This window comes from Pseudomonas sp. PA-1-6B (genome assembly GCF_021609545.1).
Taxonomy (GTDB): Bacteria; Pseudomonadota; Gammaproteobacteria; order Pseudomonadales; family Pseudomonadaceae; genus Aquipseudomonas; species Aquipseudomonas fluorescens_BV.
Genome location: NZ_WJZM01000049.1, coordinates 1 through 18,759, shown reverse-complemented (window position 1 = coordinate 18,759; position 18,759 = coordinate 1). Strand labels below are relative to the sequence as shown.

The 18,759-nt window shown below is 60.5% G+C and carries 17 protein-coding genes; 12 read left to right on the top strand and 5 right to left on the bottom strand.

The annotated features are described in order from the left end of the window. The first annotated feature begins 63 nt into the window (after positions 1–63). From GIV35_RS20585 to GIV35_RS20575, 3 genes are read left to right on the top strand one after another with little or no spacing between them, the layout of a single operon-like run. On the top strand, positions 64–588 hold the full coding sequence (locus GIV35_RS20585) for a (2Fe-2S)-binding protein (RefSeq protein ID WP_034126942.1): 525 nt from the start codon (positions 64–66) through the stop codon (positions 586–588). Next, positions 585–1,574: an FAD binding domain-containing protein gene (locus tag GIV35_RS20580; RefSeq protein ID WP_236264436.1), complete on the top strand. Its 990-nt coding sequence runs from the start codon at positions 585–587 to the stop codon at positions 1,572–1,574. Before GIV35_RS20585 ends, GIV35_RS20580 begins: the two co-directional genes overlap by 4 nt. Further along, positions 1,571–3,754, top strand: a complete 2,184-nt coding sequence (locus GIV35_RS20575; protein WP_236264435.1) for a xanthine dehydrogenase family protein molybdopterin-binding subunit — start codon at positions 1,571–1,573, stop codon at positions 3,752–3,754. The genes GIV35_RS20580 and GIV35_RS20575 overlap by 4 nt, the downstream gene beginning before the upstream one ends. A 136-nt stretch (positions 3,755–3,890) precedes the next feature. On the opposite strand, the gene GIV35_RS20570 is transcribed toward GIV35_RS20575, so the two are convergent. Next, the gene (locus tag GIV35_RS20570; protein WP_236264434.1) at positions 3,891–5,129 is read right to left on the bottom strand and encodes an MFS transporter; all 1,239 of its coding nucleotides are present in this window, start codon (positions 5,127–5,129) and stop codon (positions 3,891–3,893) included. Positions 5,130–5,445: 316 nt separating this feature from the next. On the opposite strand from GIV35_RS20570, the gene GIV35_RS20565 reads away from it, so the two are divergent. Genes GIV35_RS20565 through GIV35_RS20555 form a run of 3 tightly spaced genes read left to right on the top strand, consistent with a single transcriptional unit; the run spans position 5,446 to position 8,071 of the window. Beyond that, the gene (locus GIV35_RS20565) at positions 5,446–6,885 is read left to right on the top strand and encodes a cytochrome ubiquinol oxidase subunit I (RefSeq protein WP_198715354.1); all 1,440 of its coding nucleotides are present in this window, start codon (positions 5,446–5,448) and stop codon (positions 6,883–6,885) included. 1 nt (position 6,886) lies between these two features. Beyond that, on the top strand, positions 6,887–7,894 hold the full coding sequence (cydB, locus tag GIV35_RS20560; protein ID WP_014720024.1) for a cytochrome d ubiquinol oxidase subunit II: 1,008 nt from the start codon (positions 6,887–6,889) through the stop codon (positions 7,892–7,894). Positions 7,895–7,906: 12 nt separating this feature from the next. After that, positions 7,907–8,071 (top strand): DUF2474 domain-containing protein, encoded by a 165-nt coding sequence (locus GIV35_RS20555; RefSeq protein ID WP_003194328.1) that lies wholly within the window; start codon positions 7,907–7,909, stop codon positions 8,069–8,071. Between the two features lie 75 nt (positions 8,072–8,146). Here the strand turns inward: GIV35_RS20555 and GIV35_RS20550 are convergent, their stop codons facing one another. Beyond that, positions 8,147–9,271: a methyltransferase gene (locus GIV35_RS20550; protein ID WP_236264433.1), complete on the bottom strand. Its 1,125-nt coding sequence runs from the start codon at positions 9,269–9,271 to the stop codon at positions 8,147–8,149. A 140-nt stretch (positions 9,272–9,411) separates the two neighbouring features. Continuing rightward, the gene (locus GIV35_RS20545) at positions 9,412–10,122 is read right to left on the bottom strand and encodes a helix-turn-helix transcriptional regulator (RefSeq protein WP_105228591.1); all 711 of its coding nucleotides are present in this window, start codon (positions 10,120–10,122) and stop codon (positions 9,412–9,414) included. 447 nt (positions 10,123–10,569) lie between these two features. Between GIV35_RS20545 and GIV35_RS20540 the strand changes: the two genes are divergently transcribed. Continuing rightward, positions 10,570–11,346 (top strand): ferredoxin--NADP reductase, encoded by a 777-nt coding sequence (locus tag GIV35_RS20540; protein ID WP_019818025.1) that lies wholly within the window; start codon positions 10,570–10,572, stop codon positions 11,344–11,346. Positions 11,347–11,387: 41 nt separating this feature from the next. Here the strand turns inward: GIV35_RS20540 and mscL are convergent, their stop codons facing one another. Continuing rightward, the gene (gene mscL / locus GIV35_RS20535) at positions 11,388–11,804 is read right to left on the bottom strand and encodes a large-conductance mechanosensitive channel protein MscL (RefSeq protein WP_019818024.1); all 417 of its coding nucleotides are present in this window, start codon (positions 11,802–11,804) and stop codon (positions 11,388–11,390) included. Positions 11,805–12,091: 287 nt separating this feature from the next. On the opposite strand from mscL, the gene GIV35_RS20530 reads away from it, so the two are divergent. The 3 genes from GIV35_RS20530 to radA are packed head-to-tail and all read left to right on the top strand — an operon-like array spanning position 12,092 to position 15,633. Then, positions 12,092–13,633 carry a catalase gene (locus GIV35_RS20530; RefSeq protein ID WP_223023181.1) on the top strand — a complete coding sequence of 514 codons (1,542 nt, stop codon included), beginning with the start codon at positions 12,092–12,094 and terminating at the stop codon, positions 13,631–13,633. 57 nt (positions 13,634–13,690) lie between these two features. After that, entirely contained in the window at positions 13,691–14,230 is a 540-nt protein-coding gene (locus tag GIV35_RS20525) for an ankyrin repeat domain-containing protein (RefSeq protein WP_105228587.1), read from the top strand. A gap of 35 nt (positions 14,231–14,265) precedes the next feature. Further along, positions 14,266–15,633: a DNA repair protein RadA gene (radA, locus tag GIV35_RS20520; protein ID WP_003194313.1), complete on the top strand. Its 1,368-nt coding sequence runs from the start codon at positions 14,266–14,268 to the stop codon at positions 15,631–15,633. A gap of 67 nt (positions 15,634–15,700) precedes the next feature. Here radA and GIV35_RS20515 read toward each other — a convergent pair whose 3' ends face one another. Then, positions 15,701–16,069, bottom strand: a complete 369-nt coding sequence (locus GIV35_RS20515; RefSeq protein ID WP_236264431.1) for a PilZ domain-containing protein — start codon at positions 16,067–16,069, stop codon at positions 15,701–15,703. A 174-nt stretch (positions 16,070–16,243) separates the two neighbouring features. Here GIV35_RS20515 and GIV35_RS20510 point away from each other — a divergent pair, with 174 nt between their 5' ends. Together GIV35_RS20510 and GIV35_RS20505 are read left to right on the top strand one after the other, a co-directional pair. Further along, positions 16,244–18,310, top strand: a complete 2,067-nt coding sequence (locus GIV35_RS20510; protein ID WP_054896154.1) for a carbon starvation CstA family protein — start codon at positions 16,244–16,246, stop codon at positions 18,308–18,310. A gap of 14 nt (positions 18,311–18,324) precedes the next feature. After that, positions 18,325–18,522, top strand: coding sequence for a YbdD/YjiX family protein (locus GIV35_RS20505; RefSeq protein ID WP_003194308.1), 198 nt, complete (start codon positions 18,325–18,327; stop codon positions 18,520–18,522). The last annotated feature ends 237 nt before the right edge of the window (positions 18,523–18,759 follow it).

The window sequence follows — 18,759 nt, the reverse complement described above, 5'->3', positions numbered from 1 at the left end:
TCGTACCCCTAAGACGGCGATTTTCCTGAACGCCGCGGACGTACACCAACCCGTGAGGTGTTTATGAGCGCGACCCCCAATGGCGCGGCGGCCCAGCCGTTCGTCGCCCACCCGATACGCCTGACACTCAACGGCCAGGATCGCCAACTGAACGTGTTGCCCTGGACCACCTTGCTGGACTTGCTGCGTGAACAGTTGGACCTGGTGGGCAGCAAAAAAGGCTGCGACCACGGCCAGTGCGGCGCCTGCACCGTGTTGCGTGACGGCAAACGCGTGAATGCCTGCCTGACCCTGGCCGTGATGTGCGACGGCGCCGAATTGACCACCATCGAAGGCCTGGCCGACGGCGACCAACTGCACCCCATGCAACAGGCCTTTATCCAGCACGACGCTTTCCAGTGCGGCTATTGCACCCCCGGCCAGATCTGTTCTGCCGTGGGCCTGGCCAATGAAGGCCGCGCCCACGACCGTGCGCAGATCCAGGAATTGATGAGCGGCAACCTGTGCCGCTGCGGCGCCTACAACAACATCCGCGATGCCATCGAAGACGCGCTGCCGGCCTGCCGCCGCCAGGGAGGTGAGTCATGAATCCCTTCCACTACAGCAGGCCGACCGATGTGCAGCAGGCCGTTCAGATGAGCAGCGCCGCCTCGCGCTTTATCGCCGGTGGCACCAACCTGCTGGACCTGATGAAGGAAAACATCAGCCATCCCGAGCACCTGATCGACATCACCGGCTTGCCGCTGCATGGCATTCAAGAGACCGCCGAGGGTGGCCTGCGTATCGGTGCGCTGGTGAGCAACGCAGACCTGGCCTGGCACCCACTCATTGAGCAGCGTTACCCGTTGCTGTCCCAGGCCATCCTCGCCGGGGCGTCCCCGCAGTTACGCAACATGGCCAGTACCGGCGGCAACCTGTTGCAGCGCACCCGTTGCTATTACTTCTACGACGCCGCGGTACCGTGCAACAAGCGCCAGCCCGGCAGCGGCTGCCCGGCGCGCAACGGTTTGAACCGTATCCATGCGATCCTCGGCGCCAGTGAACAGTGCGTGGCCACCCATCCATCGGACATGTGCGTGGCCCTGGCGGCGCTTGCGGCGCGGGTGCATGTAGAGGGACGTGGCGGTGCGCGGGTGATCGAGTTCGCCGACTTCCATCGCTTGCCAGGCGATGCGCCACAACGTGACAACCAATTGGCCGACGATGAGCTGATCACGGCCATTGAGCTGCCCGCCGATCACCTGGCCCGCCACAGCCATTACCTGAAGATCCGTGACCGTGCCTCCTATGCCTTCGCCTTGGTTTCGGTGGCCGCCGCCTTGGAACTGGACGGTGATGAAATCATTGACGCCCGCCTGGCCTTGGGCGGTGTGGCGCATAAACCCTGGCGTGACCGCGCAGTGGAAGCCTTGCTGATTGGCCGCACGGTCAGCCGCGAAACCTTCAGCGCCGCCGCCGACGCCCTGCTGCAAGACGCCGAACCGTTGGAACACAACGGCTTCAAGGTCAAGCTGGCCCGGCGCGCAATCATTCGTGCCCTGAGCGACGCCGCCGTCGCAGGAGAACAGCCATGAGCGCCATCGGTAAACCCATGGACCGTGTCGACGGTCTGCTCAAGGTCACCGGCCAAGCGCGCTACGCCGGTGAATTTCCCGACGACGGCCTGCTGCATGGCAGCGTGGTGTCGAGCACTATCGCCAAAGGCCGGGTGCTGCACATTGATGCGTCCAAGGCGTTGGCGTTGCCGGGTGTAGTGGACGTGATCCATCACCTCAACCGGCCGAAAATCGCCAGCTATGACGAGGCGTTCGCCGATGCCGATGCGGCCGATGGCTCGCCTTTTCGCCCGCTGTATAACGACCGCGTGCTCTACAGCGGCCAGCCCCTGGCCCTGGTGATTGCCGATAACCTCGAACTGGCGCGGCACGCCGGCTCGCTGGTGCAGATCGACTACGCGCCCGAAACCTTCGAAACCGACCTGCTCACCCAGCAAGCGGCGGCGCACCCGTCGCCCCAGACCCCGCCCGAACCGCGAGGCAACTTCGAAGCTGAATGGGCCGGTGCCGCAATTAGTCTGGACCTGCACTACAGCACGCCCATCGAGCATCACAACCCGATGGAGCCCCACGCCAGCACCGTGCTGTATCAGCCCGACGGCACTCTGCATATCCACGACAAGACCCAGGGCCCGCAGAACTGCCAGGCCTATGTGCAAAAAGTCTTCGGCCTGGACAAGCGCCAGGTGCGCATCTTCGCCGCTTTCGTCGGTGGCGCCTTCGGTTCGGGCCTGCGCCCGCAATACCAATTGCCGCTCGCGGTGATGGCGGCCATGGCGCTCAAACGCTCGGTGCGCGTCACCCTGACGCGCCAACAGATGTTCACCTTCGGCTATCGCCCGCGCACCTTGCAGCGTTTGCAGATGGGCGCCGCCGCCAATGGGCGCTTGCTGGCGTTGGGGCATACCGCGATTGGCCAGACGTCGCGCTTTGAGGATTTCAGCGAGCACGTGGTGGAGTGGAGCGGCATGCTCTATCACTGCGACAACGTGCAACTGACGTACAAGTTGGCGCCGTTGGATGTGTTTACCCCGCTGGACATGCGTGCCCCCGGCGCCGCACTAGGCGTGCTCGGCCTGGAGTGCGCCATGGACGAACTGGCGTGTGCCCTGGCCATCGACCCGGTGCAATTGCGCCTGATCAACTACGCCGAACGTAACCAGAACGAAGACAAACCCTGGTCGAGCAAGGCCCTGCGCGAATGCTACAGCGAGGGCGCTGAACGCTTCGGCTGGCACCAACGCAACCCCGAACCGCGCAGCATGCGTGACGGCCGCCAGTTGATCGGCTGGGGCATGGCCGGCGGCGTGTGGGAAGCCATGCAGATGAAAGCCAGCGCCAAGGCGCGCCTCGACGCGCAGGGCAAGCTCACCGTCAGCAGCGCCACCACCGACATTGGCACTGGCACCTACACGGTGATGACCCAGATCGCCTCCCAGGCCAGCGGCGTGGCCATGGCCGACGTGCGTTTTGTGCTGGGCGATTCGTCGTTGCCCACGGCGCCGTTGCAGGGCGGCTCGTTTACCGTGTCCTCGGTGGGTACGGCGGTGCAGCAAGCCTGTGAAGCGCTGAATGCCAAGTTGTTGCAGGTCGCCCGGCAGGCCTACCCGGTGTTCAAGGACGCCGAAGCCGTGCGGTTTGAAGAGGGCAAACTGCATGCCGGTGATGTGAGCGTGTCGTTGGCGCAACTGGTCAAGGACAGCGGTGAAGAGGTGCTGCAAGCACAGGTTGACAGCGAGCCGGACAAGAAGCGCCAGGGCTATGCCTGCGCGACCCATTCGGCGGTGTTTGTCGAGGTGCGGGTTGATGAGGACCTGGGCACCATCAAGGTCAGCCGTGTGGTCAGCGCCATTGCCGCGGGGCGCGTGGTCAACCCCAAGATGGCCCGCAGCCAGATCCTTGGCGGCGTGGTGTGGGGCATTGGCATGGCCCTGCATGAAGAGACCCAGGTCGACCATGAGCTGGGGCGTTACATGAACCACAGCCTGGCCGAGTACCACATCCCGGTGAACGCCGATATTGGCGAGATTGACGTGCTGTTTGTCGAAGAGCACGACGAGATCGTCAATGCGCTCGGGTCCAAGGGCGTGGGGGAAATCGGCATTGTCGGTGTGGCGGCGGCGGTGGCGAATGCGGTTTACCACGCCACCGGCAAACGGGTCCGGGAGTTTCCGATTACCTTGGATAAGGTGCTATAGCCCAAACCGTCAGACCAATGAAGTTCCAGTGTGGGAGCTGGCTTGCCTGCGATAGCGGTGTATCAGCCACCAGAAAGTTGCCTGATACACCGCTATCGCGGGCAAGCCCGGCTCCCACAGGGTATGGCGGTGAAGCCTATGGCTTGGGTTCTTCCACCGGCACATGCATGCGATCCCGGTTGGCCAGGGTCGGGAACAGCTTGATCCACACCCCGGTCACCACCAGCGTGCCAACCCCGCCCATCACCACCGCAGGCACGGTGCCAAACCAGTGGGCGGTAATCCCGGATTCGAATTCGCCCAATTGATTGGACGCACCGATAAACAGGCCATTGACCGCACTCACTCGCCCGCGCATTTCATCCGGGGTTTCCAACTGCACGAACGACGCACGGATCACCATGCTGATCATGTCTGCTGCGCCCAGTACCACCAGCACCGCCAGTGAAAACCAGAACGAAGTCGACAGGCCGAAGGCGATGGTTGCCACCCCGAACACGCCGACGGCGGTGAACATCACGCGTCCCACCTGGCGGTCTACCGAGAACCGCGCTAGCCACAGTGACATCAGCAATGCCCCCACGGCCGGGGCCGACCGCAGCAGGCCCAGGCCCCAGGCACCGGTCAGCAGGATGTCCTTGGCGAACACCGGCAACAGTGCGGTGGCGCCGCCCAGTAGCACGGCAAACAGGTCCAGGGAGATGGCGCCCAGAATGTCCGGGCGGCTGCGGATAAAGCGTATGCCGGCCAGCAGCGAGTCCAGGGTGGCCTTGGTTTTGTTCAGCGGGGTCTGGCGTGCGGGCAGGTTAAGGGTCAGCACGCAGGCGATCAGGTACAGCGCCACGGTGGGGCCGTACACCCACACACTGCCAAACGCATAAAGCAGGCCGCCCAGGGCCGGTGCGACGATGGTCGCCAGTTGCTGGGCCGATTGCGAAGCGGCCACAGCGCGGGGGAACAGCGCGCTGGGCACGATGCTGGGCAAGAGCGCCTGGGTGGTGGGCATTTCAAACGATCGCGCGGCGCCCAGCAGGAAGGCGAGGATAAAGATCATCTCGCGGGTCACGTTGCCGGTCAGGCCGCCGATGGCCAGGGACAAGGCGATCAGCGCCTGCAAGGTCTGGCAGATGGCAGCGACACGGCGGCGTTCATAGCGGTCGGCCACGTGCCCGGTGTGCAGCATGAACAGCACGCGCGGCACGAATTCCACCAGGCCGACCAGGCCCAGGTCCAAGACGTTGCCGGTCAGTTGGTAGAGGTTCCAGCCGATCGCCACGGTGAGCATCTGGAAGCCGCTGGCGGTAAAGATCCGCGCCAGCCAGAACGCGATGAAAGGGCGGTGGTGACGTAACAGCAACGCAGGTTCACTGGGCATCGGCAATCAGGTCGGCAACGGGAGAATGGCGAGATTAGCATCAAGCTGTAACAAATAGTTGCAAGAACTGAGCTGAGGCAAGCTGTCACGCGGCAAAAGACCACACAGTCCTACAGCAAAAATGGGACTACTCTTTCAACGATGCTTGATCCAGATCAAAACCTGCCCCGGGATTGTTCTGGCGGTCGAAAGGCCAGATTCCCCACGCGATGGGTAATAAAAGAAACGAATTGAAATTCGCCACACTCCATATCCGTGGGGGCAGTGGGTGCAGGCTCCCAGCCAGCAGCCGGTATTACCTGACAGAGGAAGACTTATGTTCGGTTTGGAGGCGCTAGATCTCGCCCGAATTCAATTCGCGTTCACCATCTCATTCCACATCCTGTTCCCGGCGATCACCATCGGCCTGGCCAGTTACCTTGCGGTGCTGGAGGGCTTGTGGCTCAAGACCCACAACGACACCTACCGTGACCTCTACCATTTCTGGTCGAAGATATTTGCCGTCAACTTCGGCATGGGTGTGGTATCGGGCCTGGTCATGGCGTACCAGTTCGGTACCAACTGGAGCCGCTTCTCGGACTTCGCCGGTGCCGTCACCGGGCCGTTGCTGACGTACGAAGTGCTCACGGCCTTCTTCCTCGAGGCCGGTTTCCTGGGCGTGATGTTGTTCGGCTGGAACAAGGTGGGGCGCAAGCTGCACTTCTTCGCCACGGTGATGGTGGCCGTGGGTACGTTGATCTCCACGTTCTGGATTCTTGCCTCCAACAGCTGGATGCAGACGCCCCAGGGCTTTGAAATCATCGATGGCCGCGTAATACCGACCGACTGGCTGGCGGTGATCTTCAACCCGTCGTTCCCCTACCGCCTGATGCACATGGCCACGGCTGCTTTCGTTGCCACGGCGTTCTTCGTCGGCTCGTCGGCGGCCTGGCATTTACTGCGCGGCAAGGACAACCCGGCGATCCGCAAAATGCTCTCGATGGCGATGTGGATGGCCCTGATCGTTGCGCCCATCCAGGCGGTGATCGGCGACTTCCACGGCCTCAATACCCTCAAGCATCAGCCGGCCAAGATCGCCGCGATTGAAGGCCACTGGGAAAATATCGGCAACGAGCCCACGCCGCTGATTTTGTTCGGTTGGCCGGACATGAAAGCCGAGAAAACCAAATACGCGGTCGAGATTCCGTACCTGGGCAGCCTGATCCTGACTCACTCCCTGGACAAGCAGGTGCCGGCGCTCAAGGAGTTCCCGCCTGAGGACCGTCCCAACTCCACCATTGTGTTCTGGTCGTTCCGGGTCATGGTCGGCCTGGGGTTCCTGATGATCTTCACCGGTCTGTTCAGCCTGTGGCTGCGCCGGGGCGACAAGATGTACACGTCCAAACCGTTCCTGTACCTGGCGCTGTGGATGGGCCCGTCTGGCCTGATTGCGATTCTTGCCGGTTGGTTCACCACCGAAATCGGTCGCCAGCCCTGGGTGGTCTACGGGTTGATGCGCACGGCGGATGCCTCCTCCGGGCATAGCCTGACGCAGATGACCATTACCCTGGTGTTGTTCGTGGTGGTGTACTTCGCGCTGTTCGGCGCGGGCCTGGGCTACATGATGCGCCTGGTGCGCAAAGGCCCCGTGACCCACGACAGTACCGAGCCAGCTGACGGTGGCCCCGGCCAGAAACGCACCCCCGCGCGTCCGTTGTCTGCTGCCGACGATGGCAGTGATAACGACCACGACCACATCCAGCACAAGGGGAATTGAGATGGGCATTGATCTTCCGCTGATCTGGGCCGTGATCATCATCTTCGGCATCATGATGTACGTGGTCATGGACGGCTTCGACCTGGGGATCGGCATTCTTTTCCCGTTTATTCCGGGAAAAGTCGACCGTGACGTGATGATGAACACCGTGGCGCCCGTGTGGGACGGCAACGAAACCTGGCTGGTACTCGGGGGCGCGGCGTTGTTCGGCGCGTTCCCGCTGGCCTATTCGGTGGTGTTGTCGGCGCTGTACCTGCCGCTGATCCTGATGCTGATCGGGCTGATCTTCCGCGGCGTAGCCTTTGAGTTCCGCTTCAAGGCCAAGGACCACAAGCGTCACCTGTGGGACAAGGCGTTTATTGGCGGCTCGCTGGCGGCGACCTTCTTCCAGGGGGTGGCGTTGGGCGCCTTTATCGACGGTATTCCGGTGGTGGATCGCCAGTTCGCCGGCGGTTCACTGGACTGGCTCACACCCTTCACGATGTTCTGCGGAGTGGCGCTGATCGTGGCGTATGCCTTGCTCGGCTGCACCTGGCTGATCATGAAGACCGAAGGCAAGTTGCAGGAGCAGATGCACAACCTGGCGCGGCCATTGGCCTTCGTGGTGTTGGCGGTGATCGGCATCGTCAGCATCTGGACGCCGCTGACCCACCCGGAAATCGCGTCGCGCTGGTTCACCTTGCCGAACCTGTTCTGGTTCCTGCCGGTGCCGATCCTGGTGCTGGTCACCATGTACGGGCTGATCCGCGCTGTGGCACGTAACGCGCACTACACGCCGTTCCTGTTGACGCTGGTGCTGATTTTCCTCGGCTACAGCGGGCTGGGGATCAGCCTGTGGCCGAACATCATCCCGCCGTCCGTGTCGATCTGGGATGCCGCCGCGCCGCCGCAAAGCCAGGGCTTCATGCTGGTGGGCACGCTGTTCATCATCCCGTTTATCCTGGGCTATACCTTCTGGAGCTACTACGTGTTCCGCGGCAAGGTCACCCACGAAGACGGCTATCACTAGGAGGGGTGAAACATGTCAAAACCTTCGTTGCACGAAATTGAACAGGCCGAGAAGCAGCCGTTGTGGCGGCGCCTGGGGTGGCTGGCGATGATCTGGACCGGCAGCGTGCTGGCCCTGTTCGTGGTGGCTAGCCTGATGCGCATGTTCATGAATGCGGCAGGCCTGAGCACCCATTGATGTTCCGCTGAGGTGTAGGAGCAAGCTCGCTCCTACGAAAAAGCCCTGCTTTTCTTGATCGAAAAGCAGGGCTTTTTATTTACGCGCCTTGAGGATGACGAACTTGGGCGTGGCCGCTACTTGCTCGACACCACGGAACAACCGCGCCAGCTTGCTGTGGTAGCCCAGGTGACGATTCCCGACGATATACAGGGCTCCGCCGACCACCAGCGCTTCGCGTGCCTGCTGGAACATGCGCCAGGCGAGGAAGTCGCCCACCACTTGTTGTTGGTGGAACGGTGGGTTGCACAGCACCACGTCCAGCGATTGCGCCTCCTGGCCGGCCAGGCCATCGTCGGCACGTACGCTGACGTCCCGTTCACCCAAGGCGGCTTGCCAGTTTTCGGCGGCCGATTGCACTGCCATATACGACTCATCCACCAAGGTGTAGTGCGCGTCGGGATTCTGCAGGGCGCTGGCAATCGCCAGTACGCCGTTGCCGCAGCCCAGGTCCGCCACGCGTGCACTGCCCAGGTTTTTTGGCAGGTGCGGCAGGAAGGCGCGGGTGCCGATGTCCAGGCCTTCGCGGCAAAACACGTTGGCGTGGTTACACAACTCGATGACCGGCGCATCCAGGGTATAACGGGTCGGGTAGGGCGAGACCGCTGCAGGGCGCTGCTCGACGCTGGCAATCAGCAACCGCGCCTTTTTGACCGCCAATGAGGCGTGCATGGGCCCGATGTAACGCTCCAGCAACTCGCCCGCAGCCCGTGGCAAATGCTTGACCATTGCGCCTGCGATCACCTCGGCGCCGGGCGCCAGTTGCCCTTGCAGGCGGATCAGTTGTTCTTCCAGCAACGCCAGGGTTTTCGGCACGCGGATCAACACGCGATCGAACGGCCCGGTCGCGAACTGGCTGGCCGGTATGAAGGGCACGGCATCAAAGGACTTGCCGTTGCGCACCAGGTTTTTTTCCAGGCCCTGAGCGGCGAGGAACGAGTCACCGCTGGAGGTCACTTGCACCTGGCCTTGAAGGCTGGCTGCCAAGGCGCCGAAGCTGTCATTGAGCACCAGCACGCGGGTGGCGGCAGTGGGCTGTTGCGCGGCGAGGTGGCTGAGCAGGTATTCGTCGGCGGCATCGAAGGCTTGCAGCGGATCATTGTGTTGCTCCGGCTGACGAATCAGGTCGAGCTGGGCGAAAGGGCTGTCAAGCAGGGGCATGGCTGGGCAAGGCTCTGGGTAATCGACGGACCTTCTGAGCGAACGGCGGGGCAACCGTGGAAAGCGCACCCTCAACACTCAGAATTGGCCGTAAATGTTACGTTTTTTTCAACGCGATGACATGCGGTGTTTTGTGTGGGCTAGAACAGCCCGGCTTTAGCGGCGCGCAACACCGCCTGGATTTTGTTATGCACGCCCAGTTTCTTGAAGGTACTGCTGATATGAAACCCCACCGTGCGCTCGGACAGGCAAAGAATCGCGGCAATCTCGGAGGCGGTCTTGCCCATCGCAGACCACTTGAGGATTTCTGTTTCCCGGGCAGTCAATTTGCTGGGCGCTTTGATGTCGGGTGCGTCGGCGTACTTCTGCGCGACGACCGCATGCATCGCATGGCAAAGCCACAACACCTGGCCGGCTTTTTCGTAAAGCTCTTCAGGGCTGACCTCGCCCTTGCTGCGAACCAGGGTCAGCATGCTGAATACACCCTGGAAGTCATGCACGGCTTGGGTCCAGCCTAAATGCACCCCGCATGACTGGGCCAACTCCCAAAGCTTGGGGGTGTTGGCAAAGGTTTTTGGCTCCCAGAGAATGGGCAGTACCGAGGTTTTACAGTGGGTTACAACGGGGTCTACATCGAAAAAGTGCGCTTGTTTATAAATGCTAAGCCATTCATTTGGGTAGTTATTGAATAGAATGGGTTCTGTTTGGGTACTGTGTGATTGGGAACTCATGGTAAAGGAGCAATATTCAAAACCTAGCTCATAGGTGTGGTTTATCACCATCTCAAACACACTGGTGATTTCACTCTCGCCGTCCAGCTTGGGCAGCCGGATATTATGCCAATTGACCATCTGTGACTCTCCATAGGTGTCTGTGTAACCTGGGTACGTCCTGATCCCCCAATGCAGCTCGAAAACAAGTGTAGGGCAAGTCCTGCAGAAGAGTCTGAAAAATATTTTACTTGCAGGATTTGTCTAGTTGGCCGGTTTTGTACAAGGTTTGGAGCTTTGTATAAGAGCGCTTGGCAGGTATCTTTTTTTCAATATTTTTAATGTCTTGAAGGTAGTATCAAAGTGATGTCTCTTTAAGTGCAGTTTCATCTAGTGAGGTATTCGGGGCGCGTTAATAGCCAAATAATTAGTGCCAGTGTGGAGCCCGTGGCTTGCCTCTTGGACTGGTTAAAAAACGCGCAGGCCAGCCGCGTGAACCTTGAGCGATTGCAAAGCCAGTACCAATCATCAGTGTTTGCGCGGTCTGTTTTGAGGGACACTAACGGCCTGTGCAAAACGGAGCCCCCCATGACGGCCAGTGCTGAGAAATTTACCCGCCAGACCCTGCTCGATGTGCAATCGCTGACCCCCAGCCTGTTCACCCTGCGCACCACCCGCGATGCCGGTTTTCGTTTTACCGCCGGCCAGTTCGTGCGCCTGGGCGTTACCAAGGCGGATGGCAGCACCGTCTGGCGTGCCTATTCCATCGTGTCTTCGCCGTTTGACGAGCATCTGGATTTCTTTTCCATCGTGGTCCCCGGTGGTGAGTTCACCAGTGAACTGAGCCGCCTGAAGGTGGGCGATACCTTGCTGGTCGAGCGCCAGGCCACCGGGTTTCTGACCCTCAACCGCTTTGTCGACGGGCGCGACCTGTGGTTGCTGGGAACCGGAACGGGCGTCGCGCCGTTCCTGTCGATCCTGCAGGACTTCGAAGTCTGGGAAAAATTCGAGCGTATCATCCTGGTGTACAGCGCCCGGGAAGCCAAGGAACTGGCCTACCAGTCGCTGATCGACACGCTGGGTGAGCGCGAGTACCTGGCCGAGTACGCCCACAAGCTCACCTACATTCCCATCGTCACCCGCGAGCAGCATCCGGGCGCGTTGAATGGGCGTATTACGGCCTTGATCGAAAATGGCGAATTGGAGCGGGCCGCCGGCGTGGAGCTGACGGCACAGGATTCGCGTGTACTGATTTGCGGCAACCCGCAGATGGTCGATGACACGCGCCAGTTGCTCAAGCAGCGGGACATGCAACTGAGCCTGAGCCGACGACCTGGCCAGGTGGCGGTAGAAAATTATTGGTAGAAAAAAGGCGCCTTGCGAGGCGCCTTTTTTGCATCCGCAGGTTAAAGCGGCTTGTTGTTCTGTGCCTTGAGCAGATCGCGGATCTCGCCCAGCAGCACTTCTTCCTTGCTTGGCGTCGGCGGCAGGCTTGGGGCCACGGCTTCTTCGCGCTTCAGACGGTTGATCGCCTTCACGCCCATGAAGATTGCAAACGCGACGATCACAAAGTCGATGATGCTCTGGATGAACTTGCCGTAAGCCAGCACAACAGCGGGTACATCACCCTGTGCTGCCTTGAGCGTGACGGCCAGATCGGCAAAGTCCACGCCACCGATCAGCAGGCCGATGGGAGGCATTATCACGTCGCCTACAAATGAGGAAACAATCTTGCCGAAGGCAGCACCGATGATGATACCGACGGCCATGTCGACCACATTACCTTTGACCGCGAAGGCCTTGAACTCACTGATCACGCCCATAGGTTATTCCTTGTTACAGTTGAGGAGGGTGGATGTCAGTGTAATTCAGTCGAACAGCGCTTGCTCGAAACAACTGTTAACACTGTCGGTTTTTATCGACACATCAAATCGCAAATAGTTTGCAAAGTGCCACTAGTCGCGCGCGAATTAGCCGCTATTTCAGCGGGTTACCAGATTTTTTTCTTAATCGGGCCTGTGGTGTTTTTCTATTTATCTTCTGACTCGCAGGTCACTAGCCTCTGGCAAGCACAACTGAATGTGCATTAAAAAAACCAGAGGAAACCTCGATGAACACTCCAATCAACCGCAGGCCCGTGTCGGCGCGACACGCGCTGGCACTGGTGACCGCCAGCCTGCTTTCCCTCTCCGTACAAGCCGCCAACCTGACCCGCGATAACGGGGCTAACGTCGGTGATAACCAGAACTCCCAGACCGCCGGTGCCAATGGCCCGGTGCTGCTGCAAGATGTGCAACTGATCCAGAAACTGCAACGCTTCGACCGCGAACGCATCCCAGAGCGCGTGGTGCACGCACGCGGCACGGGCGCCCATGGCACCTTCACCGTGACCGACAACCTCAGCGACCTGACCAAGGCCAAAGTGTTCGCCGCCGGTGAAACCACGCCAGTGTTCGTACGCTTCTCGGCCGTGGTGCATGGCAACCACTCCCCGGAAACCCTGCGTGACCCACGGGGCTTCGCCACCAAGTTCTATACCGCCGAAGGTAACTGGGACCTGGTCGGTAACAACTTCCCCACGTTCTTTATTCGGGATGCCATCAAGTTCCCGGACATGGTTCATGCCTTTAAACCGGACCCACGCACTAACCTGGACGATGACTCGCGCCGTTTCGACTTCTTCTCCCATGTTCCAGAGTCCACTCGTACACTGACCGAGTTGTACTCGGACTCCGGCACCCCTGCCAGTTACCGCGAAATGGACGGCAACGGCGTACATGCTTACAAGTTGATTAACGCCAAAGGCGAAGTGCACTACGTCAAGTTCCACTGGAAGAGCCAGCAGGGCATCAAGAACCTTGATCCCAAGCAAGTTACCGAGGTGCAGGGGCGTGACTACAGCCATATGACCAATGATCTGGTCACGCACATCAACAAGGGCGACTTCCCTAAGTGGGACCTGTATGTGCAGGTGCTCAAGCCTGAAGACCTGGCCAAGTTTGATTTCGACCCATTGGATGCCACCAAGATCTGGCCGAATGTGCCCGAGCGCAAAGTCGGGCAAATGGTGCTGAACCGCAACCCGGCCAATGTGTTCCAGGAAACCGAGCAAGTCGCGATGGCCCCGGCCAACCTGGTACCGGGTATCGAGCCGTCGGAAGACCGCTTGCTGCAGGGGCGCGTGTTCTCCTACGCCGATACGCAAATGTACCGCCTGGGCGCGAACGCCTTGCAGTTGCCGATCAACGCTCCACGGGTCACCGTCAACAACGGCAACCAGGACGGCGCGATGAACGTCGGCAAGACCACCACCGGCGTCAACTACCAGCCAAGCCGCCTGTTGCCCCGCGAAGAGCCGCAAGCCGCACGCTACAGCCAGTCGCCGCTGTCGGGCAGCACCCAGCAGGCCAAGATTCAACGTGAGCAGAACTTCAAGCAGGCCGGTGACCTGTACCGCTCCTACACCAAGAAAGAGCGCGAAGACTTGATCAACAACTTCGGCGGCTCATTGGCCACCACCGATGACGAGAGCAAGCACATCATCCTGTCGTTCCTCTACAAGGCGGATCCGGAATACGGCACCGGCGTGGCCAAGGTCGCCAAGGGCGACCTGGCTCGCGTAAAGGCGCTGGCGGAAAAACTGACTGACTGATTCGTTGGTTGCGGTCGGCGCCTTCACGGGCGTCGACCTTTGGCAGGAGAACACCCTATGCGTATCTCTATCGGTTTACTGATGGTCATGCTGGCCTTTGCCGCTCATGCCGAGTCCCCCGACCCGGTGGCGCTCAAGGCGCAGTTGCAGGACTACTATTTCGACGCCGCCCGTCGTGGCGACCTCGACATGCTCAACACCTTCATAGAGTCCGGCTACGGCCTCAATGCCCAGGATGACAAGGGCTACACCGCGTTGATCCTGGCTGCTTATCACGGCCAGGGCCCGTATGTGGAGCGCCTGCTGGATGCCGGCGCCGACGCCTGCGTCCAGGATAAACGCGGTAACACAGCGTTGATGGGCGCCATCTTCAAAGGCGAGCTGAAAATCGCCCAGCGCCTGTTGGCCACCGACTGCAACCCCGACCAGCGCAACGGCGCAGGGCAGACCGCTGCCATGTACGCCGGGTTGTTCAAGCGCGTCGAATTGTTGGGTGCGCTGCAAGCCAAAGGCGCAGACCTGAACGCCGAGGACCCCGTGGGTAACAGTGCTTCACGTTTAGCCAAGGGCGAAATCCGGACCCCAGCGTCGCGCTGAGCTATCATCGCGGTTTTTCGGTTGGAGGTTCTCACATGGCAAAGGCCAAGCGCATGTACGGCTGCACAGAGTGCGGCGCGACCTTTCCCAAATGGGCGGGCCAGTGCTCCGAATGCGGCGCGTGGAACACCCTGACTGAAACCATGATCGAGAGTGGCGGTGCCGCGGCCCCCACCGGCCGTGCCGGCTGGACTGGGCAACAGGCGCAGATCAAGACCCTGGCCGAAGTCAGCGTCGAAGAGATTCCGCGCTTTTCCACCGCCTCCGGCGAACTGGACCGGGTCTTGGGCGGTGGTCTGGTGGACGGCTCGGTGGTGCTGATCGGCGGTGACCCGGGCATCGGCAAGTCCACGATCCTGCTGCAAACCCTGTGCAGCATCGCCAGCCGCATGCCTGCGCTGTATGTCACCGGCGAAGAGTCCCAGCAGCAAGTGGCCATGCGTGCCCGACGACTGGGCTTGCCCCAGGACCAACTGCGGGTCATGACCGAAACCTGCATCGAAAGCATCATCGCCACGGCGCGCATCGAAAAGCCCAAGGTCATGGTTATCGACTCGATCCAGACGATTTTCACCGAACAACTGCAATCGGCCCCTGGTGGCGTGTCCCAGGTACGTGAAAGCGCGGCGCTGCTGGTGCGTTACGCCAAGCAGAGCGGCACGGCGATCTTCCTGGTCGGCCACGTGACCAAAGAAGGCGCACTGGCCGGGCCACGGGTGTTGGAACATATGGTCGACACCGTGTTGTATTTCGAAGGGGAGTCCGACGGTCGCCTGCGCCTGCTTCGGGCGGTGAAGAACCGTTTTGGCGCCGTCAACGAACTGGGTGTGTTCGCTATGACCGATCGGGGGCTGAAAGAAGTCTCGAACCCCTCGGCGATTTTTCTCACCCGCGCTCAGGAAGAAGTCCCGGGCAGTGTGGTGATGGCGACGTGGGAAGGCACCCGGCCGATGCTGGTGGAAGTCCAAGCGCTGGTGGATGACAGCCACTTGGCAAACCCACGACGGGTCACATTGGGCCTGGACCAGAACCGACTGGCGATGTTGCTGGCGGTGCTGCACCGACATGGCGGCATTCCGACCCACGATCAGGATGTGTTCCTTAACGTGGTGGGTGGGGTCAAGGTGCTGGAGACTGCGTCCGACCTGGCGTTGATGGCGGCGGTGATGTCCAGCCTGCGTAACCGGCCGTTGCCCCATGACTTGCTGGTGTTTGGCGAGGTGGGGTTGTCGGGCGAAGTGCGCCCGGTGCCGAGTGGGCAGGAGCGCTTGAAGGAAGCGGCCAAGCATGGTTTCAAACGGGCGATTGTGCCCAAGGGCAATGCGCCGAAGGAGGCGCCGCCGGGGTTACAGATCATTGCTGTGACGAGGCTGGAGCAGGCGCTGGATGCCCTGTTCGAATAATCCGCAACACTGCTGAACCCCTGTGGGAGCTGGCCTGCCTGCTCCCACATTTGATTGATGTGTGTTTTCAGATATCCAGCAGGGCGCCCAGCTCGCGCTCCAGTTCTTGCTCATCACCCAGGTTCAGCTCAACGAACCTACGCAAATGGCTGATCGAGTCCAGATCAATGTGTTTGCACACAAAGCCCAATTGACCCTGATCTTCATGGGTCAGCCGCGCTTGCATCTTTATATGCGTCTTCTGGTCCAGGCGTATGTCTACCTCAAAGGGCAGCGCTTTATTCCCCTTCCAGTTGTCAGGCCGTTCCACCAGCAATCCCTTGAGTGACAGATCCACCAGTTTTACCGGCCATTCGCTGCCGCTTTGCCGAAGTTCGGCCGTGGCATCAAAGGCGATCCGGCGAAAACGGCGACGTTCAGACGCATGCTCGGTCATGGTAAAGCCCTCTGTGAATGGGAGGAGTGTAGCCCGGGGCCATCAACGGGCGTTTATTTCGGCTTTTTTTAACGGTTGAAGGCTCTAGACCAACGTAGGGGGCTGGTCTTTGAGGCCAGTAGCGCTAAACTCGGGCTGGCTGTCCTTTCTGTCCACCCTGGCTGGAATATAAAAATGAAAAATAATAATAGCCTGCTACGCCACTTACCCTGGCTGGTGCTGGCAATTGTAGGAGCGTGCGCCCTGGGCGTAGTGGCCTTGCGCCGCGGCGAGGCGATCAACGCCTTGTGGATTGTGGTCGCTGCTGTGGCCATCTATCTGGTTGCGTACCGTTACTACAGTCTGTTCATCGCCAACAACGTGATGCAACTCGATCCCCGGCGGGCAACCCCTGCGGTGGTCAACAACGATGGTCTGGACTATGTGCCGACCAACAAACACATTCTTTTCGGTCACCACTTTGCGGCGATTGCCGGTGCAGGCCCGTTGGTCGGCCCGGTGCTGGCGGCGCAAATGGGCTATCTGCCCGGCACCCTCTGGCTGATTGCCGGGGTGGTGCTGGCCGGTGCGGTGCAAGACTTCATGGTCCTGTTCCTGTCCACTCGTCGCAACGGCCGTTCCCTGGGTGACATGGTTCGCGAAGAGATGGGCCGCATTCCGGGGACCATCGCGCTGTTCGGCTGCTTCCTGATCATGATCATCATCCTCGCGGTGTTGGCGCTGATCGTGGTCAAGGCCCTGGCCGAGAGCCCATGGGGCATCTTCACGGTGATGGCGACCATCCCGATCGCGATGTTCATGGGCATTTACATGCGCTACATCCGCCCGGGCCGCATCGGGGAAATCTCGATCATCGGCGTGCTGTTGCTGCTGGGTTCGATCTGGCTGGGCGGGCAGATTGCCGCTGATCCAGAGTGGGCCAAGGCGTTCACCTTCACCGGCATCCAGATCACCTGGATGTTGATCGGCTACGGCTTCGTGGCCGCTGTGCTGCCGGTGTGGCTGATTCTGGCGCCCCGCGACTACCTGTCGACGTTCCTGAAAATCGGCACCATCATCGCCCTGGCGATTGGCATCCTGGTCACCATGCCTGACCTGAAAATGCCGGCACTCACCCAGTTCATCGACGGCACTGGCCCGGTGTGGAAGGGCGGCCTGTTCCCGTTCCTGTTCATCACCATTGCCTGTGGCGCGGTCTCGGGCTTCCATGCGCTGATCTCCTCGGGCACCACGCCCAAACTGCTGGCCAGTGAAAGCCATGCCCGTTACATCGGTTACGGCGGCATGCTGATGGAGTCGTTCGTGGCCATCATGGCGATGGTTGCCGCTTCGGTGATCGAGCCTGGCGTGTACTTCGCCATGAACAGCCCGGCTGCCATTGTCGGCACCGACGTGGTCACCGTGGCGCAAACCGTCAGCAGTTGGGGCTTTGCAATTACCCCTGAGGCGTTGTCGGCCGTTGCCCACGATATCGGTGAAACCACCATCCTGGCCCGTGCCGGCGGTGCGCCGACCCTGGCGGTAGGTATCGCACAGATCCTGCACAGCGTGCTGCCAGGTGAAAACACCATGGCGTTCTGGTACCACTTTGCGATCCTGTTCGAAGCGCTGTTCATCCTTACGGCAGTGGATGCCGGTACCCGCGCCGGTCGTTTCATGCTGCAAGACCTGCTCGGTTCCTTCGTGCCTGCGCTCAAACGCACCGAGTCGTGGACTGCCAACCTGATTGCTACCGCAGGCTGCGTGGCGATGTGGGGTTACTTGCTGTACCAGGGCGTGATCGACCCGCTGGGTGGCATCAATACCTTGTGGCCGCTGTTCGGTATCTCCAACCAGATGCTGGCCGGTATCGCGCTGATGCTGGCGACCGTTGTGCTGATCAAAATGAAGCGTCAGCGCTACATCTGGGTGACCATGCTGCCGGCTGTCTGGCTGCTGATCTGCACCACCACCGCAGGCTTCATCAAGCTGTTCGACGCCAACCCGGCGATCGGCTTCCTGTCGCTGGCCAAGAAATACAGCGATGCCCTGGCTAACGGCCAGATCCTCGCGCCGGCCAAGAGCATCGACCAGATGCAGCACGTGATCTGGAACGCCTACACCAACGCAACGCTGACGGCGCTGTTCCTGTTCGTGGTGTTCAGCATCCTGTTCTATGCGCTCAAAGTCGGCGTCGCCGCCTGGGGCAACAAAGAGCGTACGGATAAAGAAGCCCCGTTCCAGGCTGTACCGGACGCATAACGAGGATTGCAGACATGTTCAATGACATCAGTCGCCTCGGTAAATACCTCGGTCAGGCCGCCCGCCTGATGGTCGGCATGCCCGACTACGACACCTACGTCGAGCATATGCAAACCAAACACCCGGACAAGCCGGTGATGGACTACAAGGCGTTCTTCCGGGAACGCCAGGAAGCCCGTTACGGCGGCAAGGGTGGGCCCAAGTGCTGCTGACCCGGTAACGCGGGCCAATGCGATACCCCTGTGGGAGCAGGGCTTTCTGTGGGAGCTGGCTTGCCTGCGATAGCATCACCTCGGACTGACGCAAACACCGAGTTGTCTGCATCGCAGGCAAGCTGATCTGGCCTAATGAAATTGGACACATCAATAGGGCGCTATGATGGCGCCCAAACCTGAGGTGTACAGATGATGCGAAAGTCCTATTCCAGTGAGGTCAAACTCAACGCTGCA

Bases quoted from the DNA above. Each gene is read 5' to 3' on its own strand.
- GIV35_RS20515 (WP_236264431.1), bottom strand. From the start codon at position 16,069: ATGACCGAGCATGCGTCTGAACGTCGCCGTTTTCGCCGGATCGCCTTT.
- GIV35_RS20525 (WP_105228587.1), top strand. From the start codon at position 13,691: ATGCGTATCTCTATCGGTTTACTGATGGTCATGCTGGCCTTTGCCGCT.
- radA (WP_003194313.1), top strand. From the start codon at position 14,266: ATGGCAAAGGCCAAGCGCATGTACGGCTGCACAGAGTGCGGCGCGACC.
- cydB (WP_014720024.1), top strand. From the start codon at position 6,887: ATGGGCATTGATCTTCCGCTGATCTGGGCCGTGATCATCATCTTCGGC.
- GIV35_RS20505 (WP_003194308.1), top strand. From the start codon at position 18,325: ATGTTCAATGACATCAGTCGCCTCGGTAAATACCTCGGTCAGGCCGCC.
- mscL (WP_019818024.1), bottom strand. From the start codon at position 11,804: ATGGGCGTGATCAGTGAGTTCAAGGCCTTCGCGGTCAAAGGTAATGTG.
- GIV35_RS20585 (WP_034126942.1), top strand. From the start codon at position 64: ATGAGCGCGACCCCCAATGGCGCGGCGGCCCAGCCGTTCGTCGCCCAC.
- GIV35_RS20555 (WP_003194328.1), top strand. From the start codon at position 7,907: ATGTCAAAACCTTCGTTGCACGAAATTGAACAGGCCGAGAAGCAGCCG.
- GIV35_RS20565 (WP_198715354.1), top strand. From the start codon at position 5,446: ATGTTCGGTTTGGAGGCGCTAGATCTCGCCCGAATTCAATTCGCGTTC.
- GIV35_RS20530 (WP_223023181.1), top strand. From the start codon at position 12,092: ATGAACACTCCAATCAACCGCAGGCCCGTGTCGGCGCGACACGCGCTG.
- GIV35_RS20570 (WP_236264434.1), bottom strand. From the start codon at position 5,129: ATGCCCAGTGAACCTGCGTTGCTGTTACGTCACCACCGCCCTTTCATC.
- GIV35_RS20540 (WP_019818025.1), top strand. From the start codon at position 10,570: ATGACGGCCAGTGCTGAGAAATTTACCCGCCAGACCCTGCTCGATGTG.
- GIV35_RS20580 (WP_236264436.1), top strand. From the start codon at position 585: ATGAATCCCTTCCACTACAGCAGGCCGACCGATGTGCAGCAGGCCGTT.
- GIV35_RS20550 (WP_236264433.1), bottom strand. From the start codon at position 9,271: ATGCCCCTGCTTGACAGCCCTTTCGCCCAGCTCGACCTGATTCGTCAG.
- GIV35_RS20545 (WP_105228591.1), bottom strand. From the start codon at position 10,122: ATGGTCAATTGGCATAATATCCGGCTGCCCAAGCTGGACGGCGAGAGT.
- GIV35_RS20510 (WP_054896154.1), top strand. From the start codon at position 16,244: ATGAAAAATAATAATAGCCTGCTACGCCACTTACCCTGGCTGGTGCTG.
- GIV35_RS20575 (WP_236264435.1), top strand. From the start codon at position 1,571: ATGAGCGCCATCGGTAAACCCATGGACCGTGTCGACGGTCTGCTCAAG.